The organism is Caulobacter sp. FWC2, assembly GCF_002742625.1.
Taxonomy (GTDB): domain Bacteria; phylum Pseudomonadota; class Alphaproteobacteria; order Caulobacterales; family Caulobacteraceae; genus Caulobacter.
The window spans coordinates 2,220,541-2,240,456 of the sequence record NZ_PEBF01000001.1; the positions used below are offsets into that span (position 1 = coordinate 2,220,541).

General features: G+C 65.9%; 16 protein-coding genes. 14 read left to right on the forward strand and 2 right to left on the reverse strand.

Features of this window, described 5'->3' with window-relative positions:
* Nucleotides 1–5 precede the first annotated feature (5 nt).
* From nuoL to CSW62_RS10710, 12 genes are all read left to right on the forward strand, one after another.
* Entirely contained in the window at nt 6–2,105 is a 2,100-nt protein-coding gene (nuoL, locus tag CSW62_RS10650; protein ID WP_099577604.1) for an NADH-quinone oxidoreductase subunit L, read from the forward strand.
* A complete protein-coding gene (locus CSW62_RS10655; RefSeq protein WP_199170568.1) occupies nt 2,102–3,604 on the forward strand; it encodes an NADH-quinone oxidoreductase subunit M in 1,503 nt (500 codons plus the stop codon). The genes nuoL and CSW62_RS10655 overlap by 4 nt, the downstream gene beginning before the upstream one ends.
* Nucleotides 3,605–3,611: 7 nt before the next feature.
* Nucleotides 3,612–5,057: an NADH-quinone oxidoreductase subunit NuoN gene (gene nuoN / locus CSW62_RS10660; RefSeq protein WP_099577608.1), complete on the forward strand. Its 1,446-nt coding sequence runs from the start codon at nt 3,612–3,614 to the stop codon at nt 5,055–5,057.
* Between the two features lies 1 nt (nt 5,058).
* Nucleotides 5,059–5,814 carry a biotin--[acetyl-CoA-carboxylase] ligase gene (locus tag CSW62_RS10665; RefSeq protein WP_099582243.1) on the forward strand — a complete coding sequence of 252 codons (756 nt, stop codon included), beginning with the start codon at nt 5,059–5,061 and terminating at the stop codon, nt 5,812–5,814.
* A complete protein-coding gene (locus tag CSW62_RS10670; protein WP_099577610.1) occupies nt 5,811–6,596 on the forward strand; it encodes a type III pantothenate kinase in 786 nt (261 codons plus the stop codon). Before CSW62_RS10665 ends, CSW62_RS10670 begins: the two co-directional genes overlap by 4 nt.
* Nucleotides 6,596–8,275 (forward strand): ribonuclease J, encoded by a 1,680-nt coding sequence (locus tag CSW62_RS10675; protein ID WP_099577612.1) that lies wholly within the window; start codon nt 6,596–6,598, stop codon nt 8,273–8,275. Before CSW62_RS10670 ends, CSW62_RS10675 begins: the two co-directional genes overlap by 1 nt.
* The gene (locus CSW62_RS10680) at nt 8,272–9,516 is read left to right on the forward strand and encodes a radical SAM/SPASM domain-containing protein (RefSeq protein ID WP_099577614.1); all 1,245 of its coding nucleotides are present in this window, start codon (nt 8,272–8,274) and stop codon (nt 9,514–9,516) included. Before CSW62_RS10675 ends, CSW62_RS10680 begins: the two co-directional genes overlap by 4 nt.
* 11 nt (nt 9,517–9,527) lie before the next feature.
* Nucleotides 9,528–9,944 carry a methylmalonyl-CoA epimerase gene (gene mce, locus CSW62_RS10685; protein ID WP_099577617.1) on the forward strand — a complete coding sequence of 139 codons (417 nt, stop codon included), beginning with the start codon at nt 9,528–9,530 and terminating at the stop codon, nt 9,942–9,944.
* A complete protein-coding gene (locus CSW62_RS10690; protein WP_099577619.1) occupies nt 9,944–10,210 on the forward strand; it encodes a DUF1467 family protein in 267 nt (88 codons plus the stop codon). The genes mce and CSW62_RS10690 overlap by 1 nt, the downstream gene beginning before the upstream one ends.
* A 328-nt stretch (nt 10,211–10,538) precedes the next feature.
* Nucleotides 10,539–11,867, forward strand: coding sequence for a proline--tRNA ligase (gene proS / locus CSW62_RS10700; protein ID WP_099577621.1), 1,329 nt, complete (start codon nt 10,539–10,541; stop codon nt 11,865–11,867).
* Nucleotides 11,867–13,147, forward strand: a complete 1,281-nt coding sequence (locus CSW62_RS10705; RefSeq protein ID WP_099577623.1) for a lipoprotein-releasing ABC transporter permease subunit — start codon at nt 11,867–11,869, stop codon at nt 13,145–13,147. Before proS ends, CSW62_RS10705 begins: the two co-directional genes overlap by 1 nt.
* On the forward strand, nt 13,140–13,841 hold the full coding sequence (locus tag CSW62_RS10710) for an ABC transporter ATP-binding protein (protein ID WP_099577625.1): 702 nt from the start codon (nt 13,140–13,142) through the stop codon (nt 13,839–13,841). The genes CSW62_RS10705 and CSW62_RS10710 overlap by 8 nt, the downstream gene beginning before the upstream one ends.
* A gap of 14 nt (nt 13,842–13,855) precedes the next feature.
* On the opposite strand, the gene CSW62_RS10715 is transcribed toward CSW62_RS10710, so the two are convergent.
* Complete coding sequence (locus CSW62_RS10715) at nt 13,856–15,052, reverse strand: hypothetical protein (protein WP_099577627.1); 1,197 nt, start codon at nt 15,050–15,052, stop codon at nt 13,856–13,858.
* Between the two features lie 77 nt (nt 15,053–15,129).
* Nucleotides 15,130–16,089 carry a nucleoside hydrolase gene (locus tag CSW62_RS10720; RefSeq protein ID WP_099582244.1) on the reverse strand — a complete coding sequence of 320 codons (960 nt, stop codon included), beginning with the start codon at nt 16,087–16,089 and terminating at the stop codon, nt 15,130–15,132.
* Between the two features lie 168 nt (nt 16,090–16,257).
* Between CSW62_RS10720 and sidA the strand changes: the two genes are divergently transcribed.
* Entirely contained in the window at nt 16,258–16,347 is a 90-nt protein-coding gene (sidA, locus tag CSW62_RS10725; protein WP_099577629.1) for a cell division inhibitor SidA, read from the forward strand.
* Nucleotides 16,348–16,382: 35 nt separating this feature from the next.
* Complete coding sequence (dnaE, locus tag CSW62_RS10730) at nt 16,383–19,814, forward strand: DNA polymerase III subunit alpha (protein WP_099577631.1); 3,432 nt, start codon at nt 16,383–16,385, stop codon at nt 19,812–19,814.
* Nucleotides 19,815–19,916 lie beyond the last annotated feature (102 nt).

Genomic DNA, 19,916 nt, shown 5'->3' on the forward strand with positions numbered 1-19,916 from the left:
ACGTCATGCAGACGCCAGTCACCCACATACTTGTCACCATTCTCGTTTTCGCGCCGATTATCGCCGCGGCCATCGCCGGCCTGTTCGGCCGCCGCATCGGCGACGTGGCGTCGCAGTCGGTCACCACCGGCGCGCTGATCCTGGCCTGCGGCCTGTCCTGGTACACGTTCAGCCAGTGGACCTGGGGGCACATGGAGGCCTTCACCGTTCACCTGCTGCCGTTCATCCACATCGGCGACTTCCAGGCTGACTGGTCGATCCGCATCGACGCCCTGTCGGCGACCATGCTGATCGTGGTCACGACGGTCTCGGCCCTCGTGCACATCTACTCCTGGGGCTACATGGCCGAGGACGACAGCAAGCCGCGGTTCTTCGCCTACCTGTCGCTGTTCACCTTCGCCATGCTGTCGCTGGTCACCGCCGCCGACTTCATGCAGCTGTTCTTCGGCTGGGAAGGGGTGGGCCTCGCCTCGTACCTGCTGATCGGCTTCTGGTACAAGAAGCCGTCGGCCAGCGCGGCGGCCATCAAGGCCTTCGTGGTCAACCGGGTCGGCGACTTCGGTTTCGCCCTCGGCATCATGACCACCTTCTGGGCGTTCGGCACCATCCAGTTCGCCGAGCTGTTCCCGATGATCGCCAGCCACGCCGGCAAGACCTGGGAATTCGCGGGCCACACCTGGCCGCTGATGGATATCGCCTGCTTCCTGCTGTTCATCGGCGCGATGGGCAAGTCGGCGCAGTTCTTCCTGCACACCTGGCTGCCGGACGCCATGGAAGGCCCGACCCCGGTCTCGGCCCTGATCCACGCGGCCACCATGGTCACCGCCGGCGTCTACATGCTGTGCCTGCTGTCGCCGATGTTCGAATACGCCCCGGTGGCCAAGAACATCGTCACGGTGATCGGCGCGGTGACGGCCCTGTTCGCCGCCACGGTCGGCCTGACCCAGAACGACATCAAGCGCGTGATCGCCTACTCGACCTGCTCGCAGCTGGGCTACATGTTCTTCGCGGCCGGCGTCGGCGCCTATCAGGCGGCCATGTTCCACCTGTTTACCCACGCCTTCTTCAAGGCCCTGCTGTTCCTGGGCGCCGGTTCGGTGATCCACGGCATGCACCATGAGCAGGACATGCGGAAGTACGGCGCCCTGGCCAAGCTGCTGCCGGTGACCTTCATCGCCATGACGATCGGCACGATCGCCATCACGGGTCTGGGCTTCCCGCCGCTGCACCTGGGCTTCGCCGGCTTCTACTCGAAGGACACCATCATCGAAGCGGCCTTCGCGGCCGGCCAGAACAACGGCATCGGCATGTTCGCCTGGGTGATCGGCGTGCTCGTCGCGGGCCTGACGTCGTTCTACTCGTGGCGCCTGGCCTTCTTCACCTTCAACGGCAAGGCGCGCTGGGGTCATGACGACCATCACGCCCACGGTGACGCCCACGCAGCCCATGGTCACGACGCTCACGCGCACGAGACCCATGACGAGCCGCTGGCCGATGACCACGCGCACGACGATCACGGCCATGGTCACGACCATAAGCCGCACGAAAGCCCGTGGGTGATGCTGTTCCCGCTGGTCGTCCTGTCGCTGGGCGCGGTCTTCGCCGGCTTCGTGTTCACCGACTACTTCGTCGGCCACCACCAGGAAGAGTTCTGGCGCGGCGCCATCTACAACGCCCCGACCAACCACGTGCTCCACCAGGCGCACGAAGTGGCCGAGTGGGTGAAGTGGAGCCCGCTGATCGCCTCGATCCTGGGCCTGCTGGTCGCGGTCTACGTCTATCTCTTGAAGGGCGACGAGCGCCTCGGCCTGAAGATGGCCGAACGCAAGGGTCCACTGTACGTCTTCTTCTACAACAAGTGGTTCTTCGACGAGCTTTACGACGCCACCTTCGTGCGCTTCGCCAAGTTCCTCGGCGACCTGTTCTGGAAGGGCGGCGACCAGAAGATCATCGACGGCCTCGGCCCGGATGGCGTCAGCAAACTCTCGTATGAGGTGGGCAGGCGCACCGGCAAGCTGCAGACCGGCTATCTCTATCACTACGCGTTTGTCATGCTGCTCGGCGTCGCCGGCCTGCTGACCTTCGCCCTGTACGCCTTCCGTTGAGGGGGACGGAGCTCATGAGCGGCCTTCTCAGCCTTACGACCTTCGCGCCGATCATCGGCGTCGCGGTGATCCTCGCCGCGCGCGCCTTCAGTGGCGCGAGCGAAAAGACCGACACCCTGGCCAAGTGGATCGCACTCGCGACCACCCTGGTCACGTTCGGCCTGTCGATCGTCCTGACCCTCCAGTTCGACCCGAAGAACCCGGGCTTCCAGTTCGTGGAAGACTTCGCCTGGTTCGCGGGCCTCCACTACCGCATGGGCGTGGACGGCATTTCGATCCTGTTCGTCCTGCTGACTGCGTTCCTGCTGCCGATCTGCATCATCGCCAGCTGGAAGTCGGTCGAGAAGCGCGTCGTCGAATATCTGATCGCCTTCCTGGTCCTGGAGACCCTGGTGATCGGCGTGTTCTGCGCGCTCGACCTGATCCTGTTCTATCTCTACTTCGAATTCAGCCTGGTCCCGATGTTCCTGATCATCGGCATCTGGGGCGGCAAGCGCCGGATCTACGCGGCCTACAAGTTCTTCCTCTATACGCTGCTGGGTTCGATCCTGATGCTGGCCGCCATCCTGGCCATGATCAATATCGCCGGCACCTCGTCGATCCCGGCGCTGATGACGTTCAAGTTCGCCCCGTGGCTGCAGACCTGGCTGTGGCTCGCCTTCTTCGCCTCGTTCGCGGTGAAGATGCCGATGTGGCCGGTCCACACCTGGCTGCCCGACGCCCACGTCGAGGCGCCGACGGCCGGTTCGGTCATCCTGGCCGGCATCCTGCTGAAGCTCGGCGGCTACGGCTTCATGCGCTTCAGCCTGCCGATGTTCCCCAACGCCTCGGAGATGTTCCAGCCGCTGGTGTTCGCGATGTCGGCCATCGCCATCGTCTACACCTCGCTGGTCGCCTTCCGTCAGACCGACATCAAGAAGCTGATCGCCTATTCGTCGATCGCCCACATGGGCTTCGTGACCATGGGCATCTTCTCGGGCAACGCGGCGGGCGAGCAGGGCGCTCTGTTCCAGATGCTGAGCCACGGGGTGATCTCCGGCGCGCTCTTCCTCTGCGTCGGAGTCGTCTACGACCGCATGCACACTCGCGAGATCGCCTTCTACGGCGGCCTGACCAACCGGATGCCGCACTACGCCTTCGTGTTCCTGCTGTTCACGATGGGCAATGTCGGCCTGCCGGGCACTTCGGGCTTCGTCGGTGAAATCCTGACCATGACCGGCGTCTACAAGGCGTCGACCTGGACAGCGATCGTGGCGGCCACCGGCGTGATCCTGTCGGCCATGTACGCCCTGACCCTGTATCGTCGGGTGATGTACGGCGAGATCACCAATCCCGAGCTGAAGACCATCACCGATCTGGACGCGCGCGAGATCGTGCTGTTCGTTCCGCTGATCGCGATGACCCTGCTGCTGGGTATCTATCCCAATCTCGTGTTCAACCTGACCGCGACGTCCGTCGACGCGCTCGTCGGCGCCTGGCGCGCCGCCGTGGGCGGGTGAGGAGCCTATGACCTTTTCCGCCCACTTCACGCTCGTCCTGCCTGAGATCGTCCTCGCGATCGCGGCGCTGGTTCTGCTGGTCGCCGGCGCCTTCCGGGGCAAGGTCGGGGCCATCTTCACCCTGGCCGCCGTCGCCGCGTTGGTCGCGGCCGCCGCCACGGCGGTGCTGGGTCCGCACGGCCGCGCCTTCGGCGGCGTCTACGTCGCCGACGCCGCGGCAACCTACGCCAAGGTGGCCATCTACCTTTCCAGCGCCATCGCCGTGGTGCTGGGCGACCGCTGGTTGGCCCAGCGCGGCGACCAGAAGTTCGAATACGCCGTCCTGGTGATCCTGGCCGCCCTCGGCATGGGCGTCACCGCCTCGGCTGGCGACCTGATCAGCCTCTATGTCGGCGTCGAGCTGCAGTCGCTGGCCCTGTACGTGCTGGCCGCCATGCGGCGCGACGACGCCAAGTCGTCGGAAGCGGGCCTGAAGTACTTCGTGCTGGGCGCGCTGTCGTCGGGCCTGCTGCTGTACGGCGCCTCGCTGATCTACGGCTTCACCGGCTCGACCCACTTCAGCCAGATCGCTCTGGCCGCCGCCCACGGCGGCGCGCACGGCACGGGCCTGCTGTTCGGCCTGGTGTTCCTGATCTGCGGCCTGGCGTTCAAGGTTTCGGCCGCGCCGTTCCACATGTGGACCCCGGACGTTTACGAAGGCGCCCCGACACCGGTCGTCGGCTTCTTCGCTGCAGCGCCGAAGCTGGCCGCCATGATGATGTTCGCTCGCGTCCTGGGCGACGCCTTCCCGGCCGCCGGCGACCAGTGGCGCCAGATCCTGGTGATCGCGGCCCTGCTGTCGATCTTCGTCGGCGCCTTCGCGGGCCTGGCCCAGACCAACCTCAAGCGCCTGTGGGCCTATTCCTCGATCGCCAATGTCGGCTACGCCCTGCTGGGCGTCGCGGCAGGCGGCGAGGTGGGCCTGCATGCAATGCTGGTCTTCATGGTCCTCTACATGGTCGACGTCACCGGCTTCTTCGCCTGCCTGCAGGCGCTGAACCGCGACGGCAAGCCGATGGAGACGATCGAGGACATGGCCGGGCTGATCAAGGAACGCCCGGGCGTCGCCCTGGCCATGACGGCGTTCTCGTTGTCGGCCCTGGGCCTGCCGCCGTTCTCGGGTTTCTGGTCGAAGTACTATGTGTTCAAAGCCGCCCTGGGCGCGGGCGACGTGGTCCTGCAATGGGCCGCCGTCCTGGGTCTGGTCGGTTCGGTCGTCGCGGCGTTCTATTACCTGCGCCTGATCAAATCGATGTGGTTCGACGCGCCGGCCGGCTCGGTCGACGCGCCGTCGCCTTCGGCTCAAGCCGTCGGCATCGCAGCCGCGTTCTTCTCGTTCCCGATCGTGCTCGTGGCCCTGGTCTGGCTGGATCCTGCCGCCAAGGCTGCCGCGGCCGCCTTTGGTCACGCGTGACGTGGCGGGCGTTTCGCCCGTCGTCGTCCCACCCATCGTCGTTCTCGACGAGATCGACTCCACCAACGCCGAAGCCCGTCGCCGGGCCGAGGCGGGCGAGGCCGGTCCCGTATGGCTGGTCGGCCTGCGCCAGACCGCTGGCCGCGGCCGCCGCGGTCGGGCCTGGGAGACAGGCGAGGGCAACCTCGCCGCCACCCTGCTTCTGCGGACCGACAGGCCGCCGGCCGAGGCCGCTCAGGTCTCGTTCGTGGCCGCCCTGGCCGTGGCGGACATGCTGAGCCAGTACGTGCCAGCTTCGCTGGTCAGCCTGAAATGGCCCAACGACCCGCTGCTGGGCGGGGTGAAGGTCAGCGGCATCCTGATCGAGTCCGGCGCCTCGCCCTTGGGCGGCCTGTGGCTGGCCGTCGGCGTGGGGGTCAACCTCGTCCGCAAGCCGATCGACAGCGAGCGTCCCGCGACCTCGATCGCCACCCATCGCGAAATTCCGCCGCCGAGCGCGCTCGAGGCCGCCCATGCCCTGGCCGAGGCTTTCGAGCGCTGGTCGCGGGTCTGGACCTCGTTGGGCTTTCCCGCCATCGCCGACGCCTGGACGGCCCGCGCCCATGGCCTGGGTGAGCCCTGTGTCGCGCGCCTGGGGACCGAGACGGTCGAAGGCATCGCCGAGGGGCTGGACGGCGACGGGGCTCTGCGGCTTCGTCTGGACGACGGCCGGGTCCGCAGGATCACGGCCGGCGATGTATTCTTCGGAGGCGCGTGATGCTTCTCGCCATTGAACAGGGCAACACCAACACCATGTTCGCCATTCACGATGGCCAGTCGTGGTTGGCTCAATGGCGCTCGGCCACCGAGAGCACCCGCACGGCCGACGAATACGTGGTCTGGCTCTCGCAACTCCTGTCGATGCAGGGCATCGGTTTCCGGGCCATCGACGCGGTGATCATCTCCAGCGTCGTGCCGCAGTCGATCTTCAACCTGCGCAACCTTTCCCGACGCTATCTCAATGTCGAGCCGCTGGTCATCGGCGAGAACGCCAGGCTGGGCATCGATGTCCGCATCGAGAAGCCGTCCGAGGCGGGCGCCGACCGTCTGGTCAACGCCATCGGCGCGGCCATGGTTTATTCGGGCCCGCTGATCGTCATCGACAGCGGCACGGCCACGACCTTCGATATCGTGGCGGCCGACGGCGCGTTCGAAGGCGGGATCATCTCGCCGGGCATCAATCTGTCCATGCAGGCCCTGCACGAGGCGGCGGCCAAACTGCCACGGATCGCGATCCAGCGGCCGGCCGGTAACAGGATCGTGGGCACCGATACGGTGTCGGCCATGCAATCGGGCGTCTTCTGGGGGTATATCTCTCTAATCGAAGGTCTCGTCTCGCGCATCAAGGCTGAGCGCGGCGAGCCCATGACCGTTATCGCCACCGGCGGCGTCGCCTCGTTGTTCGAGGGCGCCACCGACAGCATCGACCACTTCGACTCCGACCTGACGATACGGGGTCTTCTCGAAATCTATCGTCGAAACACCATTTCCGAGACCTGATGAAAAAATCCAAGAGCGACGAGCTCGTCTTCCTGCCGCTGGGCGGGTCGAACGAGATCGGCATGAATTTCAACCTGTACGGCTTCGGGCCGGCGCACGATCGCAAGTGGATCGTCGTCGACCTGGGCGTGACCTTCGGCGACCAGACGACGCCCGGCGTCGAGATCATCCTGCCGGATCCGTCCTATATCGAGCCCTACGCCAAGGACATTATCGGCATCGTCCTGACCCACGCCCACGAAGACCACCTGGGTGCGGTGCACTGGCTGTGGCCGCGCCTGAAGGCTCCGGTCTACGCCACGCCGTTCACGGCCTTCCTGCTGCGTGAAAAGCTGCGGGACGCGGGCATACTGGACGACGTGCCGATCACCGAGGTGCCGTTGGGCGGCAAGTTCTCGCTCGGCCCGTTCGACCTGGAGATGATCACCCTGACGCACTCGATCCCCGAGCCCAACGGCTTGGCGATCAAGACGCCGCTGGGCACGATCCTGCACACCGGCGACTGGAAGATTGATCCCGAGCCGCAGCTTGGCGCGCCGACCGATGACGCCGCCCTACGCCGCCTGGGCGACGAGGGCGTGCTGGCCATGGTCTGCGACAGCACCAACGTCTTCGTCGAAGGCGAGGCGGGTTCGGAAGCGGGCGTCAGGGTGGCGCTGGGCAATCTGATCAAGAGCCTGTCCGGCAAGATCGCCGTGGCCTGCTTTGCGTCGAACGTGGCGCGCATGGACACCGTGATCCGCACCGCCCAGGCCTGTGGCCGCAAGGTCAGCCTGGCCGGCCGTTCGATGCACCGCATGGCCGCCGCCGCCCGCTCGGTGGGTCTGCTGCAGGGCCTCGAGCCCTTCATCAACGACGACCAGGCCAAGCACCTGCCCGAGAATGAGGTCCTGTTCCTCTGCACCGGCAGCCAGGGCGAGGCCCGCGCGGCGCTGTCGCGCATCGCCGACGGCAGCCATCCGCATGTGAAGCTGGGGCAGGGCGACCACGTGATCTTCTCGTCGCGGGTCATCCCGGGCAACGAGATCCCGATCCGCAACCTGCAGAACAAGCTGGCCGACCGTGGCGTGCGTCTGCACACCGAGCGCGACACGCCCGGCATCCACGTCTCGGGTCACCCGTGCCGTGAAGAGCTGCGCCAGATGTATGCGTGGGTGCGTCCCACGATCGCCGTGCCGACCCATGGCGAGCGCCGTCACCTGATCGAGCACGCCGCTTTCGCCAAGGACCTGCAGGTTCCGCACGCCATCTCACCGCGCAACGGCGACATGGTGCGCCTGGCGCCAGGGCATCCGGAGATCATCGACGAGGTGCCGGCCGGGCGCCTGTATGTCGACGGCGGCGTGGTCACGCCCGAGAACGGCGAGGCCCTGCGCGAGCGCCGTCACGCGGCGTTCAACGGCATGCTGGTGGTGTCGATCGTCTTGGACGGTCGCAACAAGATCGTCTCGGGCCCGCAGGTTCGCGGCATCGGCCTGGCTGGCGACGAAGAGTACTCGCTGGACGACGCGCTCGACGATCTCGCCGAGGAAGCCGAGACCGCCTACAAGAAGCTGGGTGGCGACACCCGCGAGCAGGACGAGGCGATCGAGAGCGCCATCTCCCGCGCCGTGAAGAAGGCCGCGTTCCGCATCTGGGAACGCAAGCCGGTCGTGGAAACCACGGTTCTGCGCCTGTGATCTTCCGCCGTAGCCGTTCCGCCGAACCCCAGACGCCGGCCTCGCCGACCTCGGGCGCCGGCGAAAACGGCTACGCGGTCCAGATCGTCCGCCACCTCTATCAGGACCTGCTCAAGCGCGAGCCGGATCACGATGCCCTGGCCGCCTGCGTGGCCTGGATGGGGCGTGGCGCGACGATCGACGACATCAAGACCGAGATCATCGGTTCGCCTGAATATCGTGAGCGTGTCTCCGGGCATCCGATCGCCAAGTTTCCGGCCATCTACCGTCCGGAGCGGATCTCGTACTTCACGCATCGGGGCCGCTTCCGTCCGCTGGCGATCAGCATCGAGACGGTCAATATCTGCAACAACGACTGCGTGATCTGCCCGTACTCGATCCAGACCCGCAAGAAGCAGGGCATGGACATGGCGGTGTTCGCCAAGGTCGTGGCGGACTACGCGGCCCTGGGCGGCGGCTCGGTCACCCTGACGCCAATGGTCGGCGAGGTGCTGCTGGACAAGCAGCTTCTGGAGCGCCTGAAGCTGCTGCGCGCGACGCCGGCGATCTCTCGCGTCTCGGCGATCACCAACGCCACCATGGCCTATCTCTATACGGACGAAGAGCTGGCGGAACTGGCCAGCTATTTCGACCGCATCACGGTGTCGGTCTACGGCCTGGACGCCGAAGAATTCGCGCTGATGACGCGCAAGGACCAGTACGACCAGTTCATGGATTCGCTGGGCCGGCTGATCCGCATCTTCGGCGTCGCCAAGGTCGGGCTGGGCGCGCGGCACCTGCGCGCACGCACTGTCGACGAGATCGACGCATGGCTGGCGGACGTGGCTCAACGCGCCGGCGTCGCGCCAAGCCTGTTGTCGCTGCCCGGCACCAGGACCTACGCCAACTGGACGGTGTTCGACACGTCCAAGCCGTTGCCGCTGGACGCCGAGTGGATGCCGCCACAGCGCAACACCGAGCAGTGCGCATTGCCGCTGGTCAGCCTGCAGGTGCTCTCGAGTGGCCAGGTATCGTTCTGCGGCTGCGCCGATTTCGACGGCAAAACGGCCTTGATGCTGGGCGACATCCGCGACGCCAGCCTGGCGGAGCTCCTCGGCTCCGAGCGTGTGAACGCGCTTTGGGACTGGCAGGGCTGCGGCGTGCCCGAGCCTTGCAAGGGCTGCAGCTTCTACATGCCGATCAGCAAGCTGAACGATCTGCACTCGGCTTTCAGCAATCCGATTGGTACGTTCGGCGGCTAGGGAGAAAGACCATGATCGGCAAGCTGAACCACGTCGGCGTCGCGACGCCCTCGATCGACGACTCGGTGAAGATGTACCGCGACCTCTTGGGCGCGACCTCGGTGACCGAGAAGTGGGCGATGCCGGAGCAGGGGGTGTGGGTCTGTTTCGTCAACCTGCCCAACAGCCAGATCGAGCTGATCGAGCCCTATGGCGAAAGCTCGCCGATCCACGGCTTCCTGGCCAAGAACCCCAAAGGGGGGCAGCACCACATTTGCTTCGAGGTCGAGAACATCTACGAAGCGCGTGACGATCTGGTGGCCAAGGGCGCGACCGTGCTGGGCGAGCCCCGCATCGGCGCCCACGGCACGATGATCATCTTCGTCCACCCCAAGGACATGGGCGGCCTGCTGGTCGAGCTCATGGAAACTCCCAAGGATGCTCACTGATGAGCCCGATCACCTGGTTCGCGATCTACCTGACCATCTGGTGGACGGTGCTGTTCGCCGTCCTTCCACTCGGCTCGCGCAGCTACCACGAGGCCGGCATCAAGACGCCGGGCGGGGGCGACCCGGGCGCGCCGATCAACCCGAACCTGAAGCGCAAGTTCATCACCACGACCTGGGTCTCGGCCGTTGTCTTCGTGCTGTTCTTCCTGATCGTGCACTTCAACCTGGTCACGCTGCCCGACCTGCCTCACTGGGGTAACGCCTAGGCGGACGAGCGAATGCACAAGCCTTGGGCGCGAGGTGAGCAATCTGCCCTCGAACGCCCAAGCCTTGGGCGAACGGTCTCATTGTGAGCGCTTCCCTCGCATGGTCGTGCCCCAACAGATGTTCGGTTGGTAAGGTCACTTCATGAGATCGGCCTTGCCGGTCTCGCTCTGTGGCGTCTTCCCCGACGATGACTTGAAAGGCCGCGCGGCGATCCGCGCGGCCTCTCTTTTATTCGCCACCGGAGCCTTACTTTAGCCTCGCGCGTTGCCAAGCTGTCGGACGAGAGGCTATCTCAGGCCTCCTTGAATTCCCGGAGTTTCCACGCGCATGCGCATGTCGCGCTATTTCCTGCCGGTGCTGAAGGAAGCACCGTCCGACGCCCAGATCGTTTCGCATCAGCTGATGCTTCGCGCCGGCATGATCCGCCAGGAAGCGGCGGGCATCTATGCCTGGCTGCCACTGGGCTTCCGCGTGCTGAAGAAAATCGAGCAGATCGTCCGCGAGGAAATGGATCGCGCCGGCGCCATCGAGCTGCTGATGCCGACGCTTCAGCTGGCCGACCTGTGGCGCGAGTCCGGCCGCTACGACGCCTACGGTCCGGAGATGCTGCGCATCACCGACCGCCACGAACGCGAGCTGCTGTACGGGCCCACCAACGAGGAAATGATCACCGAGATCTTCCGCGGCTCGGTGCGCAGCTACCGCGACCTGCCCAAGAACCTCTACCACGTGCAGTGGAAGTTCCGCGACGAGACCCGCCCGCGCTTCGGCGTGATGCGTGGCCGCGAGTTCCTGATGAAGGACGCCTACAGCTTCGACCTAGACGCCGAGGGCGCGCGCAAGGCCTACAACCGCATGTTCGTGGCCTATCTTAACCTGTTCGAGCGCATGGGCCTGAAGGCCGTGCCGATGCGCGCCGACACCGGTCCGATCGGCGGCGACCTGAGCCACGAGTTCATCGTCCTGGCCGAGACGGGCGAAAGCGCCGTCTTCTGCCACAAGGATCTGGTCGAGATGCCGGCCCCCGGTCCAGACGTCGACTGGTACGGCGACCTGCAGCCGCTGGTGAACGAGCGCACGGCGCTCTACGCCGCGACCGAGGAAATGCACGACGAAGCCGCCTTTGGCGCCCTGCCGGAAGGCGACCGCCTGTCGGCGCGGGGTATCGAGGTCGGCCATATCTTCTCGTTCGGCACGAAGTACTCCGAGCCGATGAAGGCCGTGGTCACGGGTCCCGACGGCAAGGACGTGCCGGTGCAGATGGGCAGCTATGGCGTCGGCGTCTCGCGCCTGCTGGGCGCGATCATCGAGGCCAGCCACGACGAGGCCGGCATTATCTGGCCGGAAAGCGTCGCGCCGTTCGACGTCGGCATCGTCAACATGCGCCAGGGCGACGCCGCCTGCGACGCGGCCTGCGAGACGGCCTATGCCGCGCTCAAGGCCGCCGGCAAGGACGTGCTGTACGACGACACCGACGCCCGCGGCGGCGCCAAGTTCGCCACCATGGACCTGATCGGCCTGCCCTGGCAGCTGGTCATCGGCCCCAAGGGCATCGCCGAGGGCGTGGTCGAGATCAAGAACCGCAAGACTGGTGAGCGCCACACCGCTTCGCTGGAATCGGTCCTCGACGGCCTGACCAAGAGCAAGACCGCCTGATGCCAGACGTCCGCGCCGCCGGTCCCTTCAGCCGCTGGGAGCGTTCCGTCGCTCGCCGGTATCTGTTCGCCAAGCGCAAGAACGGCGGCGTGGCGCTCATCGCGGTCATCTCGTTCAGCGCGGTGATGCTGGCGGTCTTCGCCCTCATCACCGTGATGAGCGTCATGAACGGCTTCCGGGCCGAGTTGCTGGGCCGGATCGTCGGCTTCAACGGCCACCTCTATGCCCAGTCGCCGCTCATAAACGGACCGGACCGGGACACTATCATTCGTCGCATCAAGGCCGCGCCGGGCGTGATCCAGGCCGCGCCGATGGTCGAGGCCCAGGCCATGGTCATCGGCCCGACCCAGGTGACCGGCGCCATTGTGCGCGGCGTGACGCCCGGCGATCTGCGGCACATGTCGCTGATCTCCAGCAACATCAAGAAGGGCTCGCTGCAGGGCTTCGGCCAGGGCGAGTACGGCGGCGACATCGTCCTGATCGGCGACCGCATGGCCCAGACCCTGGGCGTGCAGCCGGGCGACCCGATCACCCTGATCTCGCCGACGGGACCGGCCACGGCGTTCGGGACCTCGACCCGCGAGAAGAACTACATCGTCGGCGGCCTGTTCAGCGTCGGCATGAGCCAGTTCGACGAGGCCTTCATCTATATGCCGCTGGAGCAGGCTCAGCTGTTCTTTGGTCGCGACACCTCGGTCGACTATGTCGAGATCAAGGTCGACGACCCGGACAAGGCCAAGGAATACAAGCACGACGTCGAGGTCGCCTCCGGCCCCGGCGCGCTTGTGACCGACTGGCAGGACAAGAACCACAGCTACTTCACCGCGCTCCAGGTCGAGCGGAAGGTGATGCGGCTGATCCTGTTCTGCATCGTCGCGATCGCGACCCTGAACATCATCTCCAGCCTGGTCATGCTGGTGAAGAACAAGGGCAAGGACATCGCCATCCTGCGCACCATGGGCGCCAGCCAGGGCGCGGTGCTGCGCATCTTCGTTATGGCCGGCGCCTCTATCGGCGTGGCCGGCACCCTGTGCGGCCTAGCCCTGGGCGTAGTGTTCTGCGCCTACATCACCCCGATCCAGAACTTCGTGGAATGGGTCAGCGGCACGGCCGTGTTCAGCGCCGACGTCTACATGCTCTCGCACATCCCGGCCAAGATCGACTGGACCGAGGTCGGCGGCATTGTCGCGCTGTCGGCCCTGATGAGCGTGCTGGCGACCCTGCCGCCCGCCATGCGCGCCTCGCGCCTCGATCCGGTGGAGGCGCTTCGCTATGAGTGATCCGATACAGCCTTCTCCGATCCTGGCCCTGCGCGGGGTCGAGCGAGTCTACAAGACCGAGGCCGGTGATCTGCCGGTGCTGCGCGGCGTCGACATCGACGTCTATCCGGGCGAGGTCGTCGGCCTGATCGGCCCGTCTGGCTCGGGCAAGTCGTCGCTGCTGCACTCGGCGGGCCTGCTGGAGCACCCCGACGCCGGGCTCGTGGCCCTGGAGGGCCGCGACTGCTCCAAGCTGTCCGAGCGCGCCCGCACCCGCATTCGCCTGGGCACGGTCGGGTTCGTCTACCAGTTCCATCACCTGCTGCCCGAGTTCTCGGCCCTCGAGAACGTCGCCATGCCCCTGACCATCGCCGGCAAGAGCCGTCGCGAGGCCGAGGGACGGGCCAAGGAGCTGCTGGAAGGCCTTGGTCTTGGCCCCCGCATGAGCCACCAGCCGGCACAGATGTCGGGCGGCGAGCAGCAGCGTGTGGCCATCGCCCGCGCCCTGGCCAACCGTCCAAAGCTGCTGCTGGCCGACGAGCCGACGGGCAATCTCGACCCGGCCACGTCCGCAGCGGTGTTCCAGGCCCTGTACCAGACGTGTCGCCAGCAGGGCGTCGCGGCCCTGATCGCCACGCACAACATGGAGCTGGCGCGCTACATGGACCGCGTTCTGGCTCTCAAGGATGGCCACCTGGAAGCCCAACGCCTCTAAGCGTGCGGGCTCAGCTAGAACTGGCGCCGGAAGGCCGTCTGCAGGACCGTCTGTTCCTGGGCGGGCGAAAGGCCCAGCCGCGCGCGGTCGCGGCGGAAGCTGTCGATATACAGGGCCTCGAACACGATCTGGGCGTTGGGCCGGACGTCCCATCGATAGGCCGCAAGGGCCGACCAGCCGTGCTCGGCGTTGTTGTCGGTAGCCTTGTTGGTGCGATCGGTCGTCGAGAAATGGTCGTAGCGCACGGTCGCCGACCCCGGCCCAAGCGCTTTGGTCGCCGAGACATAGGCCGCCTCGAAGCCCATGTCGGCCCAAAGGCCCAAGGCGTTTGAATAGCCCATCAGGGTCTCGCCGGTCATGACTTGGCCCTTCACCGCGACGGCGTCGAGATCCAGCCGCATTCCAAGGTTCCAGAACCGCGTTTCCCAAGACCATTCAATGCGGGAGTCGACGCTGATCCGATCGCCTTCGTTGTCATAGCGGAAGAGGTCGAAAGCCAGTCGCGACGACGGCCGCCACTCGATGCGGCCATAGTAGCCGATCCGTCCGTCGATCTCGGCCAGGGGCGTGGTCGACGGCGCCTGGCGCGTGGCCATCTTGGCGCTCAGCGGCGGCAGCGGGAAGCGGCCGAACACCGGCGACTTCAGGTCGTGCAGCGCCCAGCCTCGGAAGGTCAGCTCCGTGCCGGAGGTGTCGCCGTTCTTGAAACCCCCGGCGGTCAGGCTGAAACTCTGGCCGGCGATCGTGCGCCGGATCGTGGCCTCGACCCCGACCACCTTGGTCTCCTCGGCCACCCAGGTGTTGATCGCCGAGGGCGTGATGGTGTCGGGCACGGACCAGTCCAGGCCGTCGTGCTCCAGCGAGATCGGCGGATAGAACACGCCGGCGCGCGCCGAGAGCCGCAGGGATGCGCCGGGCCGCGAGCGGTAGGCCAGATAGCCTTCGCCCAGATCGACCAGATGCCTCTGGCCGTCCTGGCTCTCACCGACGACCACGGCGGAGACGGTGTCGGAGAACCGTGGGTTCCAGACCAAGGCTGCTTCGCCCAGGCGCAGGCCCTGATGGCCCTCGCCGAAGCGGGCCTTGCCCACGGCGCCGTCGACCCACGAGGTCTCGCCGCCGGCCGCGACCAGCCGAAGGTCGACAAGGCCGGAAATCGTATCACGAGAAAAGAAATCGGCCTGAGCATGCGCCGCGCCGACGCCCGTCAAGCTTAGCCATAAGATCAGTATCGCGGTGGCGTGCCGTCCCATGGCCCGAAAACTGGACCCAACCGGCTACGATGAGGTTAAAGCAGGGCGTTCTTCATGGCGGCGAAGAAACCGGCCTGGTCGACCTTCTTGACGACCCTTGCGTTGGGTAGTCGACGTTTGAGGGCAGGATCGGCGATCTCTATATCCGGCAGGATCGCGTGCGAAACACTGAGATAGCCGCGGGTCAGCTCGCCCATCGTCTCGACATCGACCACGCAGTCCTCGGCCTCCAGGATCAACCGCTCGTCGAGCGCGAGGGCGCAGGTCAGGGCGTCCGGATGCAGGCTGCCGTCCAGCCCCTCGGTTTCACGGGCGAAGGCGAGCGAGGCGCGGTTCACGTCTGTGAAGAACCGCGCCTTGTCCGTGTCTAACGCCTCCAGCTCCGCCAGTTGCGCCGTGCTCCACAGGCCGTCCTGAAGGGTGAGGGTCCAGGTGGCGATCGACAGGTTGAAGCCGGCGTTGACGACGATCTTGGCGGCCTCTGGATCGACATAGAAATTGTACTCGGCCGCCGGGGTGACATTGCCGACGCCATTGTCCGTGCCGCCCATCACCCAGAGATGCCTCAGCGCCTTGGCGATGCGCGGCTCGCGCAGATAGGCCAGGGCGATATTGGTCAGCGGCGCCTGGGCGATCAGGGTGATCTCGCCGGGCGCGGCCATGATCCGCCGGACCAGTTCATCGACGGCGTGCCCCTCGGCGGGACGCTGGGTGGTCCTGGGAAAGCCGCTGTCGCTCATGCCGTCGTGGCCGAAGACATAGGCCGCGTCGAGCGGCGCGCGCGCGAACGGCGTCTGGGCGCCCAGATAGACGGGAACTTCGCCGGCCTTGCTGCACCGCTCCAGCGTCACCAGCGCGTTCTCGGCATGCTGGACGAAGCCGACATTGCCGTGAGCGATGGTGATCGCCTCGACAGTCACACCAGGGCGGGTGAGGGCCAGCATCAGCGAAAAGACGTCGTCGCCGGCGGTGTCGGTGTCGATGATGAGGCGCATGGCTTCGATCTGAACCGATCCGCTCGCCTTGGCCATATCGAAATTCGCTATGTGCGGCGGCTTATAGAGTGACTCGGGAGACGAAAATGCGGTGGAACGTCGCGGAACATCTTGTGAACAGAACAAAAGCGGAATATGGAACAAAACAAGAAATCTGTGGAGGCTCCTATGATCCGTATCGCCCGTGAGTCTTTGGCCCTTGTGTCGGTCGCCAGCTTCGTCTGGATGATGTGTACGGTCGCCAACCTGGTGGCTTGAGTCGTATGACGGCGGTCGTCTAGCGGAGGTTGGTCATGGCGGACGAGGAGGGACAGGGTTTCGTCCATCTGCGGGTTCGCTCTGCCTATTCGCTGCTGGAAGGGGCTATCAAGGCCGACCAGATCGGCAAGCTGGCCGCCGGGATCGGCATGCCGGCCGCGGCCATCGCGGACCGCGCCAACCTGTTTGGCGCGCTTGAGTATTCGTCCTACGCCAAGGATGCAGGGGTCCAGCCGATCATTGGCTGCGCCATTCCGATCACCGGCATCGGCGGCGGACCGACCGAGCGCTGGGCCCGGGCCCCGACGATCGTGCTGCTGGCCCAGAACGAGCGGGGCTATCTCAACCTCTCCGAACTGTCGTCGATCGCCTATCTCGACAGCGCCGAGTTGCCCGAGCCAATCGTGCCCTGGGCCAAGGTCATAGAACACAACGAAGGCCTGATCCTGCTGTCGGGCGGAACGGACGGTCCGGTCGACGCCCTGTTCGCCGCCGGCAAGACGGCCGAGGCCTCGGCGGCTCTGGCCGAGATGCATCGCGTGTTCGGCGACCGGTTCTACGTCGAGCTCCAGCGCCATGGGCTGCCCAAGCAGGCTGCAGCCGAGCCAGGTCTGGTCAACTGGGCCTACGAGCACGACGCGCCGCTGGTCGCCACCAACGACGTCTACTTCGCCAAGGAAAGCTTCTACGACGCTCACGATGCGCTGCTGTGCATTTCCGACGGCTCGTTCGTCGGCCAGGATGAGCGGCGGCGGGTAACGCCCGAGCACTGGTTCAAGCCGGCGGCCGACATGCGCAAGCTGTTCTCCGACCTGCCGGAGGCCTGCGACAACACCCTCGATATCGCCCGCCGCTGCGCCTTCATGGTGCACAAGCGCGATCCGATCCTGCCCAGCTTCCCGACCGGCGATGGTCGCAACGAGGCCGAGGAGCTGGAGCACCAGGCGCGGGAAGGCCTGAAGGCGCGCTTCGTGGGCCTGACCTTGTCGGCGACCGAGGAGGAGTATTGGAAGCGCCTCGAGTTCGAACTCGACATCATCAAGAAGATGGGGTTCCCCGGCTACTTCCTGATCGTGTCGGACTTCATCAAGTGGGGAAAGACCCACGGCATTCCGGTCGGTCCGGGACGGGGTTCTGGCGCCGGCTCGCTGGTCGCCTGGGTGCTGACCATCACCGACCTCGACCCGCTGCGCTTCGGCCTGCTGTTCGAACGCTTCCTCAATCCGGAACGGGTTTCCATGCCCGACTTCGACGTCGACTTCTGTCAGGAGCGGCGCGAAGAGGTGATTTCCTACGTGCAGGAGAAGTACGGCCGCGACCGCGTGGCCCAGATTATCACCTTCGGTTCGCTGCAAGCGCGGGCCGTGCTGCGCGACGTCGGCCGGGTGATGCAGCTGCCTTTGGGTCTGGTCGACCGTCTCTGCAAGATGGTGCCCAACAACCCGGCCGCGCCGGTGACCCTGGCCCAGGCCATCGACCTTGAGCCGCGCCTCAAGCAGGCCAAGAAGGAAGACGCCAACGTCTCGGCCTGTCTTGACGTGGCCCTGCAGCTGGAAGGCCTGTTCCGCAACGCCTCGACCCACGCCGCCGGCGTGGTGATCGGCGACCGGCCGCTGACCCAGTTGACCCCGCTTTACAAGGATCCGCGTTCGGACCTGCCCGCCACCCAGTTCAACATGAAATGGGTCGAGAGCGCCGGTCTGGTGAAATTCGACTTCCTGGGCCTCAAGACCCTGACGGTTTTGGACCGGGCGGTGAAGCACCTGAAGAAGCGCGGGTTCGAGATCGATCTCGGCAAGCTGGCCTTCGACGACACCAAGACCTACGAGCTGCTCGCCTCCGGCCAGACGGTCGGGGTGTTCCAGCTCGAAAGCCAGGGTATGCGGGACACGCTGCGGAAGATGCGCTGCGGCTCGATCGAGGAGATCACCGCGCTGATCTCGCTCTATCGTCCGGGCCCGATGGACAACATCGACACCTTCGTCGACTGCAAGTTCGGCCGCAAACCCGTCGATACCCTGCATCCGTCGCTGGAGACGGTGCTGAAGGAGACCTACGGCGTCATCGTCTACCAGGAACAGGTGATGCAGATCGCCCAGATCCTAGCTGGCTACAGCCTGGGTGAGGCCGACCTCCTGCGTCGCGCCATGGGTAAGAAGAAGAAGGAGGAGATGGATCTCCAGAAGATCCGTTTCGTCTCCGGCGCCAAGGAAAAGAACGTCCCCGAGGAACAGTCGGGCTCGATCTTCGAACTGGTGGCCAAGTTCGCCGGCTATGGCTTCAACAAGTCGCACGCCGCCGCCTATGCCTTCATCTCGTACCAGACGGCCTGGCTGAAGGCGAATACGCCCGTCGAGTTCTTCGCCGCCTCGATGAGCCTGGATCTGTCGAACACCGACAAGCTGGCGGTCTTCCACCAGGACGCCCGCAAGTTCGACATCACGGTGCGGGCGCCGGACGTCAATGTCTCGGGCGCCGACTTCGAGGTCGAGAACGGCGAGGTTCTCTACGCCCTGGGCGCCATCCGCAACGTCGGCCTGGAGGCCATGAAGCACCTTGTGGCGATCCGCGAAGAGGGCGGGCCGTTCCGTGACATCTTCGACTTCGTCGAGCGGATCGATCCCAAACAGGTCAACAAGCGCGCCATCGAGAACCTGGCCCGGGCGGGGGCTTTCGACCAGATCCACAAGAACCGCGCCCAGATCGTGGCCTCGGCCGACGTGCTGATCGCCCATGCCCAAAGCTGTCACGCCGACCGCCAGGGCGGGCAGGGCGGCCTGTTCGGCTCTGACCCGGGCGCCGGGCGCCCACGCCTGTCCAAGACCGAGAACTGGAACCAGGTCGACCTCCTGGACGAGGAGCTGTCGGCCGTCGGCTTCTACCTGACCGGTCACCCGCTGGAGGATGTGGTCGGCATGCTGCGCCGGCGTCGCACCGTGATGCTGACCGAGGCCATGGCCCAGGCCGAAGCCGGCATGGAGGCCCTGCGCATGTGCGGCGTCGTGCGTCGCCGCCAGGAGCGCGCCTCGCAGAGCGGCGAGAAATTCGCCTTCGTCTCGTTGTCGGACCCGACCGGCGAATACGAGGTGCTGTTCCCGCCGGAATCGCTGCGCAAGTGCCGTGACGTGCTGGAGCCGGGCAAGGCCGTGGTCATCAAGGTCCGCGCCAAGGCTCGCGACGGCGAGGTCCGTTTCTTCGGCGACGACGCCGAGCCGATCGAGAAGGCCATCGAGAACGTGGTGGCTGGCCTGCGCGTCCACCTGTCGCCGTCGGCGACCGAGATCCAGGCGTTGAAGCGTCGCCTCGAACCCGCACAGGGCCAGAAGGGCGGCGAGGTCACCTTCGTGGCCGCCATTGGCGGCGGCCGCGAGATCGAGATGCGCCTGCCGGGCCGTTACACGCTGGATGCAGCCCTGCGCGGGGCGCTGAAGACCGCACCGGGCGTGGCGTTGCTTGAGGATGTGTAGGAATATATTCCTATTCTGTGTGGGGTAGCGGCAGTTCGCCCTGGGAAGGGCGCCGCCAGCGGCTGCTTTGATCGAAGACCCCCTGAGGGGCCGAACTTGGGA